This window comes from Burkholderia sp. COPS (assembly GCF_019425585.1).
Taxonomy (GTDB): Bacteria; Pseudomonadota; Gammaproteobacteria; order Burkholderiales; family Burkholderiaceae; genus Burkholderia; species Burkholderia cepacia.
Window position 1 is genome coordinate 1 of the sequence record NZ_WIXR01000082.1, and the last position, 8,405, is coordinate 8,405.

The window sequence follows — 8,405 nt, forward strand, 5'->3', positions numbered from 1 at the left end:
GATTAAATGTGAGACAGGTGCTAAGCTGTCGGGTTAAACCTGTTACTGTTTTCGGTTCGGTTAAGAACCGGTCGCTCACTCAAAGCTGACAGGAATATGAATTGCTTCATAAACCTGACTTACTTTAGTGTGAGACTCTTGATACTTTTGCTATCTGATCCGAGGATCAGCTCGCTTCGATCAAGCGCCCACACTTATCGGCTGTTAATTTTTAAAGAGCAATCTGCGAGGAACTTCGCGTTTCTCAGCAGCGCTGCGTTTTCAGCAGCAGAGAAGCGAAATTATGAACCGTGTTTCGCAGCTCGTCAACAACTTTTTACACTACATCGTTGCGACTGCGGGGTTCAACTTCCAAGCCAGCCGCGCGCCCATCACTACAGCACACCACCAGCTTCGCTTCCCCTTCCGCGCCGCGTTTCCGTTAGCGCGAAAGAGGCGTGATTCTAAGCACCTGCCCCCATCCACGCAAGCCCTTTGTGAAAATATTTTGAGAAAGCCCTCGTGCGCTGGCGCGCACGGGGGGCTGGGACTCGGTGGGCCGCCGGAGGCAATCGATCACCAGGGCACCGGCAACACTTCCCTCTATATATGGAAGCCCATTACTTGCCGCCCACCGCGGCCTGCAGTTGCTCGACCGGCACCGCGTCGGCCATCGCCGTGTATCCCGCGTCGCTCGGATGAATGCCGTCGCCACTATCGAATCGACGCTGCAGCACGCTCGGGCGCGCCGGATCGCGCAGCACCGCGTCGAAGTCCACTACGCCGTCGAACCCGCCACCGCTCCGGATCCACCGGTTCACCTCGAGCCGGATCGCCTCGCGCCCCGCCGGCAGCCCGGCCGGCGTCAGCGTCGCACCGAAAACCTTCACGCCCTGACGGTGTGCCGCGTCGATCAGCCGGCGGTAGCCGTCGATCAGCGATGCAGCCGTAACCTGCGTATGCGGGTGGTCGCAATCGAGCCCCGCGCGCGGCGGCATCGCCGCAAAGTTGATGTCGTTGATCCCGATCAGCACGATCGCCGCCTTCACGCCCGCGCGCGACAGCGCATCGCGCTCGAACCGCGACGCCAGCGACGTGCCATAGCACGCCGAATCGCTGAGCAGCCGGTTTCCGCTGATCCCGAGATTCGCGACGCCGATCGATTCCGTGCCCGAGGCGGCCAGCCGACGCGCCAGTGCGTCCGGCCAGCGACGGTTCCGGTTCACGCTGGAGCGCAGCCCGTCGGTGATCGAATCGCCGATCGCGGCTACGCTGGCGCGCGCGGAACCGGTCTCGACCGCGAGCTCGGTCACCCATGCAAATTGGGTAAAGCGGGTGCGGAACGCGGCAGCCCCCGGGTCACTCACGTGCTCGCCCGGCACCGACACATAATTGAACTGGTTCGACACGCGGTGCCAGACCGTCATCCGCTGGTTCGGCCCCATCTGGAGGCTGATCGCATACGGCTGCCCCGCTCTGACGTCGATCCCCACCGGATCGCTTTCGAGTTCCTGGCCCGGCGCAAGCGTCACCGACACCTTGCCGCCGAACCGGACCGGCACGGCCGCATCGCCGGACAGCGCCGCGCCTTCGCCAGCGCGCGCGAGGCTCGCCGCCTCGACGACGAGGGGGGAACGACCATATGCATTGCTGACGCGGATCCGTGCGGCGCGCCCCGACACTGTCGGATAGACGATCTGGCGCACGGTGCGACCGGCAACGTCGGGCGCGCGATAAAGCGGCGGCGGTGCGGCAAGGTCGGGAATCGGCTGCAACGCGGTCGCCCACGCGGCAACCCATCCCGCCGGCGCGGCCGAAGCCGACGCCGCGAGCGGCGACACAAAAGCGGCCGCACCCAGCACGGCCGCGGCGATATTGCTTCGGAATGACATCGGCAAAATCCTCGTCGGAAAGCGGGCATTGTGCCGCAGAAGGCGCGGCTCCCGCGTGCCGGACGCCATCGCGCAGCATCATCGCGCCCCGATGTCCCTCGTTTACCCGAGTCTTTCCGCAAATCCGCAAGAAATTTATTAACCGACCGGTCGGTTGGTTTATACTTCGCACACATTCAACCGGACGAGAGCCTCGCCATGTACACGCAATCCCTCGACATCCCCGGCAACGTCGCGCCGCTCGACGCCGCAGCCGAGTCGCCCGAGCAGGCGCGGTTCGATGCGGTCATGGCCGCCGACGGCAAGATCGAACCGCAGGACTGGATGCCCGATGCCTATCGCAAGACGCTGGTTCGCCAGATCTCGCAGCACGCGCACTCGGAAGTCGTCGGCATGCTGCCGGAAGGCAACTGGATCTCCCGCGCGCCGAGCCTGAAGCGCAAGGCGATCCTGCTCGCGAAGGTCCAGGACGAAGCCGGCCACGGCCTCTATCTTTATAGCGCGGCCGAAACGCTCGGCGTATCGCGCGATTCGCTGATCGACGCGCTGCACGCCGGCAAGGCGAAATACTCGAGCATCTTCAACTACCCGACGCCGACCTGGGCCGACGTCGGCGTGATCGGCTGGCTGGTCGACGGCGCGGCGATCATGAACCAGATCCCGCTGTGCCGCTGCACGTACGGCCCGTACGCGCGCGCGATGATCCGCGTGTGCAAGGAAGAATCGTTCCACCAGCGTCAGGGCTTCGACGCGCTGCTGTCGATGATGAAGGGCAGCGACGCGCAACGCGCGATGGTCCAGCAGGCCGTGAACCGCTGGTGGTGGCCGGTGCTGATGATGTTCGGCCCGAGCGACGCCGATTCGGTCCACAGCAACCAGTCCGCGAAATGGGGCATCAAGCGGATCACGAACGACGACCTCCGGCAAAAATTCGTCGACGCGACGATCGACCAGGCGAAGGTGCTCGGCGTGACGCTGCCCGATCCCGACCTGAAGTGGAACGAAGCACGTGGCCACCACGACTACGGCCCGATCGACTGGGACGAATTCTGGCGCGTGGTCAACGGCGACGGCCCGTGCAACAAGGAACGCCTCGCGACCCGCGTGAAAGCGCACGAGGACGGCGCCTGGGTACGCGAAGCCGCCCTCGCCCACGAAGCAAAGCGCCGCGCGCGCGCCGAACAGCACGCCGCCTGAGCGGCACACCATCGAATTCAGGATTCAGGAGAAAGTGATGAACAAGGAATGGCCGATCTGGGAAGTGTTCGTGCGCAGCAAGCAGGGGCTCGACCACAAGCATTGCGGCAGCCTGCACGCCGCCGACGCGTCGATGGCGCTGCGCATGGCGCGCGACGTCTACACGCGCCGCCAGGAAGGCGTGAGCATCTGGGTGGTGCCGTCGTCGGCGATCACCGCGTCGGATCCGAGCGAGAAGGCCGAGCTGTTCGAACCGGCGGGCGACAAGATCTACCGTCACCCGACGTTCTACACGCTGCCCGACGAAGTCAACCACATGTAACGCCCGCGCCATGACGATCACGCCCGAACACCTCTCCTACGTGCTGCGCCTCGCGGACAACACGCTGATCCTCGGTCAGCGCAATGCCGAATGGTGCGGCCACGGCCCGATCCTCGAGGAAGACATCGCGCTCACCAACATGAGCCTCGACCTCATCGGCCAGGCGCGCATGCTGTATACGCATGCGGCCGAACTCGAGCGCCAGCTCACCGGCGCGACGAAGACCGAGGACGATTACGCGTACTTCCGCACCGAGCGCGAGTTCGCGAACTTCACGCTCGCCGAACTGCCGCATTACGGCCCGCTCGCCGGCACCGCGCACGCCGACAAGGACTACGCGGTGACGATCGTGCGCAACTTCCTGTACTCGGCGCTGATGCTGCACGTGTGGACCGCGCTGGAAACGTCGGCCGACACGCAGCTCGCCGCGATCGCCGCGAAATCGGTGAAGGAAACCCGCTATCACGTGCAGCACGCACGCGAGTGGCTCGTGCGCCTCGGCGACGGCACCGACGAATCGCACCGTCGCGCGCAGGACGCGCTCGACTACCTGACGCCGTATACGCGCGAATTCTTCGCCGCCGATGCGATCGACGACGCAGTCGCGGCCGAGGGCATCGCCCCGGCACCGGCCACGCTCGAAGCGGCGTGGCGCGCGGACGTGGACGACGCGCTCGCGGAGGCGACGCTCACGCTGCCGGCCCCCGTGCAGCATGTGACGACCGGCAAGCAGGGCGAGCATTCGGAACACATGGGCTACCTGCTCGCGGAACTGCAAAGCCTCGCACGCCAGCACCCCGGCGCGACCTGGTAACCCCGACGCCACGGAGCCCGACGATGTCCGTCCAGACCGCCCCCGCCAACGCCGCGCCTGCTGCGCGCCGCGACGATCCGCTGCTCGCCCGCGCATGGGACGTGCTCGAAGCCGTGCCCGATCCCGAGATCCCGGTCGTGTCGATCCGCGAGCTCGGCATCCTGCGCGACGTCCGCCGCGCGGACGACGGCCAGCTCGAGGTCGTGATCACGCCGACCTACTCGGGCTGCCCGGCCATGTCGCAGATCGCCGAAGACATCGCCGCCGCGCTGCAGGCCGCCGACCTGCCGCCGCACCGGATCGAGACGGTGCTCGCGCCCGCGTGGACGACCGACTGGATCACGCAGGAAGCGCGCGACAAGCTGCGTGCGTACGGCATCGCACCGCCGGTCGGCCAATGCGGCGCCGCCGCGCCGCGGGAAAACGTCGTGCGTTTCGTGCCGCGGCCCGTCGCGACGCCCGCGTGCCCGCGCTGCGGCTCGGCACGCACCGAGCGTCTCGCGCAATTCGCGTCCACGGCCTGCAAGGCGCTGTATCGCTGCGTCGACTGCCGCGAACCCTTCGACTACTTCAAACCCTACTAATCGATATGGCGACCCCGCAATTTCATCCGCTGCGTATCCGCGACGTGCGGCCCGAGACCGCCGACGCCGTGACCGTCTCCTTCGACGTGCCGCCCGAGCTGCGCGACGCGTACCGCTTCACGCAGGGCCAGTTCGTCACGCTGAAGACCCACATCGACGGCGAGGAAACGCGCCGCTCGTATTCGATCTGCGTCGGCACGACGGACTACGACCGTGACGGCGAACTGCGCATCGGCATCAAGCGCGTGCGCGGCGGCCGCTTCTCGAACTTCGCCTTCGATACGCTGAAGCCCGGCCACACGATCGACGTGATGACGCCGGACGGCCGTTTCTTCACGCACCTGAACGCCGACCACGGCAAGCAGTACGTCGCGTTCTCCGGGGGCTCGGGGATCACGCCGGTGCTCGCGATCGTGAAGACGACGCTCGAACTGGAGCCCCGCAGCACGTTCACGCTGATCTACGGCAACCGCAGCGTCGACGCGATCATGTTCGCGGAGGAGCTGGAGGACCTGAAGAACCGCTACATGAACCGCTTCGTCCTCTATCACGTGCTGTCGGACGACCAGCAGGACGTCGAGCTGTTCAACGGTGTGCTCGACCAGGCGAAATGCGCGGAATTCCTCGGCACGCTGACGCCGGCCGACGCGATCGACGAAGCGTTCATCTGCGGCCCGGCGCCGATGATGGACGCGGCGGAAGCGGCGCTGAAGGCAGCCGGCGTGCCGCAGGCGAAGGTGCACGTCGAGCGCTTCGGCACGCCGCTGCCGCAAGCCGGTGCACCGGTCGTCGAAATCACCGACCAGACGCCGGCGGCCGACCTCGAAATCGTGCTCGACGGCAAGAAGCGCAAGCTGCGGCTGCCGTACGAAGGCGTGAGCCTGCTCGATATCGGCCTGCGTGCGGGCCTCGCGCTGCCGTACGCGTGCAAGGGCGGCGTGTGCTGCACGTGCCGCGCAAAGGTGCTCGAGGGCGAAGTGCGGATGGAGAAGAACTACACGCTCGAGGAGCATGAAGTGAAGGACGGCTTCGTGCTCACGTGCCAGTGCCACCCGATCAGCGACAAGGTCGTCGTGAGCTTCGACGAGCGCTGAGCGACGTCGCGTCGCGGCGCCGGGCGGTTTCTCGCCGTCACACATCTCGCTTACACTAGGGGCCGCCGGCCGGCTGGACATCGCAACGTCCGCCCGGCCGGCGGTTTTCTTTTGTTGACGACAGGCCGATGAGTACCATTCATGTGATTCAGGGCGGCACCGCCGCCGCGTCGCTGCGCGAGGCACTCGCACAAGCCGGGCGCGACGAGCACGTCGTCGGATTGCTCGACGATCTCGGCGTCGGGCCGCTCAAGGGCGCCGACGAGACGCCCGACACGCGCGCAGCCTTCTGGCAGCGCGTGCTCGGCGACCAGATTCCCGACTGGAATGCAGAGATCGAAGCCGAGTTCGCACGCCTCGACCAACTGGCGACGGAGACGGGCCAGGTGGTGGTGTGGCATGCGCCGAGCGTCGGCGACAAGCTGCTGCTGCGGCGCGTCGCCTATCACCTGCGCAATGTCCCGCAACGCCTGAACGAAGTGCGGCTGTCGGCCGCCGACCTCGATCCGGCGCAGCGCGCGTCGCTGTCGCGCACCGACCAGGCATGCGCGACCGGCATGTTCTCGCCCGCCGAACTGGCGCGCAAGCGGCCGGTGGCCGCGCCGATCTCGGTGCTGCGCATCGGCCGCCTCGCGCTCGAATGGCAGGAGGCGAAGCACCAGAACGCCGAACTGCGCTACTGGGTCAGCAACACGATCAAGAGCGGCCACTATGAAGAACTCGACGCGCTGATCCTCGCGCGCGCGGAAACCGACTGGCTGCCCGCGCGGCGCCTCGTCGGCAGCATCATGGCCGACGCCGATCGCGGCGGGCTGTTCGTCAGCGACTCGATCGCCTGGTGGCGCTGCCGCGAACTCGCGGCGGCCGGCCGGCTCGAGCTGCAGGACGACACGCCCGACGCCCTCTCCTCCACGCAGGTGCGCGCGGCCCGCGCGGCCGCCACGCACCGCTAATCTTCCGCATTCGACCATGGCCCGTACCCGAGCGCCCGACCACGAATCCCAGCGCGAGCAGATCCTCGATCTGGCCGCCGACAAATTCGCGCAGACGAGCTACCCGAGCACGTCGATGTCCGATCTCGCGACCGCGAGCGGCACGTCGAAAGCACGCCTCTATCACTATTACGAGAGCAAGGAAGCAATCCTGTTCGACCTGCTCGACCGCTACACGAAACGGCTGATGCTGATCATCGCCGAGGTCGAGGGGGCGAGCCAGCGGCGCGGCCTCAGCGAGCGTGACGCGTTCGCGGAGCTCGTGCGCGCGTTCCTCGCCGAATACGAGACATCGCACAGCCGCCACGTCGCGCTGCTTAACGACGTGAAGTATCTCGAGGACGCGCAGCGCGAAATCGTGCTCGACCGCCAGCGCGACATCGTCGCGGCATTCACGCGACAGCTGGCGCGCGCGTACCCGGACCGCATCTCGAAGGAAAACCAGACTTCCGTGACGATGATGGTGTTCGGAATGATCAACTGGACGTTTACGTGGCTGAAGCCCGGCGGCCGCCTCGGCTACCGCGACTTCGCCGAGCAGGTGATCGACCTGATCGAACGCGGGCTGTCGACGGCCGCCTGATTGCCGCGCAGCAGCAAACGTTGCTCTACGGGCACACTGCGACCGGCCGCCGCGCATTTCATATGATGAATTTTAAATCCATTAAAAATCAAATAGATAGCCGATTAACTAAGCGGATTTAGAATTCATCCTCCAGCTCAAACATCGTTAAATACGGGTTTTCCCCAATCCGAGGGCTGACGGTCGGGTAAAATGCTGCTGCATTGCACAACCCGCTGTACGGTCACACATTGAGGAACCCACGATGAACACGCGATTCAACGGCACGGCCGATGTCGTCGGCACCGCCGGTACTGCGCCGGTTCTCGTCAGGGAACTGGCTTCCAAAGACCGTGAGCAGATGCTCACCCACTTTCTCTCGCTCGACGAAGAGGACCGCCTGCTGCGCTTCGGCCAGATGGTGCCCGACCACGTGATCGAGAACTATGTCCGCACGATCGACTTCGGTCGCGACACCGTGTTCGGCGTGTTCGACCACGACCTCGAACTGATCGGCGTCGGCCACCTGGCCTACCTGCCGGCCGAGGGCGACAAGCGCACGGCCGAATTCGGCGTGTCGGTGCTCGAAAGCGCACGCGGCCGCGGTGTCGGCTCGAAGCTGTTCGAACGCGCGGCGATCCGCAGCCGCAACACGCACGTGACGATGCTGTACATGCACTGCCTGTCGCGTAACGCGACAATGATGCACATCGCGAAGAAATCCGGGATGCGGATCGAGTATGCGTACGGCGAAGCCGATGCGTACCTGTCGCTGCCGCCGGCCGACCACTCGACGATCATCGCCGAGATGCTGCAGGAGCAGGCCGCGGTGTTCGACTACGCGATGAAGCGCCAGGCGCGCCGCACCACGAAGTTCATCGAATCGCTGATGCCCGCCGCCCTGACGGCGTAACGTCGGCCAGCCGGGCCGCGCCTTCCGCGCGCCCGGCCCCTCCCTCCCCCGCCCGC

The 8,405-nt window shown here is 66.0% G+C and carries 9 protein-coding genes; 8 read left to right on the forward strand and 1 reads right to left on the reverse strand.

All coding sequences use genetic code 11. The annotated features are described in order from the left end of the window. Nucleotides 1-599 precede the first annotated feature (599 nt). Nucleotides 600-1,871 (reverse strand): SGNH/GDSL hydrolase family protein, encoded by a 1,272-nt coding sequence (locus FOZ70_RS36915; protein ID WP_059620915.1) that lies wholly within the window; start codon nucleotides 1,869-1,871, stop codon nucleotides 600-602. A gap of 198 nt (nucleotides 1,872-2,069) precedes the next feature. Here FOZ70_RS36915 and paaA point away from each other — a divergent pair, with 198 nt between their 5' ends. The 8 genes from paaA to FOZ70_RS36955 all read left to right on the forward strand — a co-directional run bounded on the left by paaA (nucleotide 2,070) and on the right by FOZ70_RS36955 (nucleotide 8,349). Then, entirely contained in the window at nucleotides 2,070-3,068 is a 999-nt protein-coding gene (gene paaA, locus FOZ70_RS36920) for a 1,2-phenylacetyl-CoA epoxidase subunit PaaA (protein WP_219707860.1), read from the forward strand. A 37-nt stretch (nucleotides 3,069-3,105) separates the two neighbouring features. Further along, nucleotides 3,106-3,390, forward strand: coding sequence for a 1,2-phenylacetyl-CoA epoxidase subunit PaaB (gene paaB / locus FOZ70_RS36925; protein ID WP_027788585.1), 285 nt, complete (start codon nucleotides 3,106-3,108; stop codon nucleotides 3,388-3,390). A 10-nt stretch (nucleotides 3,391-3,400) separates the two neighbouring features. Continuing rightward, nucleotides 3,401-4,204, forward strand: coding sequence for a 1,2-phenylacetyl-CoA epoxidase subunit PaaC (gene paaC / locus FOZ70_RS36930; RefSeq protein ID WP_021158570.1), 804 nt, complete (start codon nucleotides 3,401-3,403; stop codon nucleotides 4,202-4,204). 23 nt (nucleotides 4,205-4,227) lie between these two features. Further along, nucleotides 4,228-4,788, forward strand: coding sequence for a 1,2-phenylacetyl-CoA epoxidase subunit PaaD (gene paaD, locus FOZ70_RS36935; RefSeq protein ID WP_219707861.1), 561 nt, complete (start codon nucleotides 4,228-4,230; stop codon nucleotides 4,786-4,788). A 5-nt stretch (nucleotides 4,789-4,793) separates the two neighbouring features. Beyond that, nucleotides 4,794-5,882, forward strand: coding sequence for a 1,2-phenylacetyl-CoA epoxidase subunit PaaE (gene paaE, locus FOZ70_RS36940; protein WP_059620901.1), 1,089 nt, complete (start codon nucleotides 4,794-4,796; stop codon nucleotides 5,880-5,882). A 128-nt stretch (nucleotides 5,883-6,010) separates the two neighbouring features. Further along, complete coding sequence (locus tag FOZ70_RS36945; protein ID WP_059490190.1) at nucleotides 6,011-6,835, forward strand: DUF1835 domain-containing protein; 825 nt, start codon at nucleotides 6,011-6,013, stop codon at nucleotides 6,833-6,835. Between the two features lie 16 nt (nucleotides 6,836-6,851). Continuing rightward, a complete protein-coding gene (locus FOZ70_RS36950; protein WP_011350658.1) occupies nucleotides 6,852-7,457 on the forward strand; it encodes a TetR/AcrR family transcriptional regulator in 606 nt (201 codons plus the stop codon). A 244-nt stretch (nucleotides 7,458-7,701) separates the two neighbouring features. Next, nucleotides 7,702-8,349: a GNAT family N-acetyltransferase gene (locus tag FOZ70_RS36955; RefSeq protein ID WP_021158574.1), complete on the forward strand. Its 648-nt coding sequence runs from the start codon at nucleotides 7,702-7,704 to the stop codon at nucleotides 8,347-8,349. The last annotated feature ends 56 nt before the right edge of the window (nucleotides 8,350-8,405 follow it).

Coding starts and splice junctions, on each gene's coding strand:
- FOZ70_RS36915 (WP_059620915.1), bottom strand. CDS start 1,871: ATGTCATTCCGAAGCAATATCGCCGCGGCCGTGCTGGGTGCGGCCGCT.
- paaA (WP_219707860.1), top strand. CDS start 2,070: ATGTACACGCAATCCCTCGACATCCCCGGCAACGTCGCGCCGCTCGAC.
- paaB (WP_027788585.1), top strand. CDS start 3,106: ATGAACAAGGAATGGCCGATCTGGGAAGTGTTCGTGCGCAGCAAGCAG.
- paaC (WP_021158570.1), top strand. CDS start 3,401: ATGACGATCACGCCCGAACACCTCTCCTACGTGCTGCGCCTCGCGGAC.
- paaD (WP_219707861.1), top strand. CDS start 4,228: ATGTCCGTCCAGACCGCCCCCGCCAACGCCGCGCCTGCTGCGCGCCGC.
- paaE (WP_059620901.1), top strand. CDS start 4,794: ATGGCGACCCCGCAATTTCATCCGCTGCGTATCCGCGACGTGCGGCCC.
- FOZ70_RS36945 (WP_059490190.1), top strand. CDS start 6,011: ATGAGTACCATTCATGTGATTCAGGGCGGCACCGCCGCCGCGTCGCTG.
- FOZ70_RS36950 (WP_011350658.1), top strand. CDS start 6,852: ATGGCCCGTACCCGAGCGCCCGACCACGAATCCCAGCGCGAGCAGATC.
- FOZ70_RS36955 (WP_021158574.1), top strand. CDS start 7,702: ATGAACACGCGATTCAACGGCACGGCCGATGTCGTCGGCACCGCCGGT.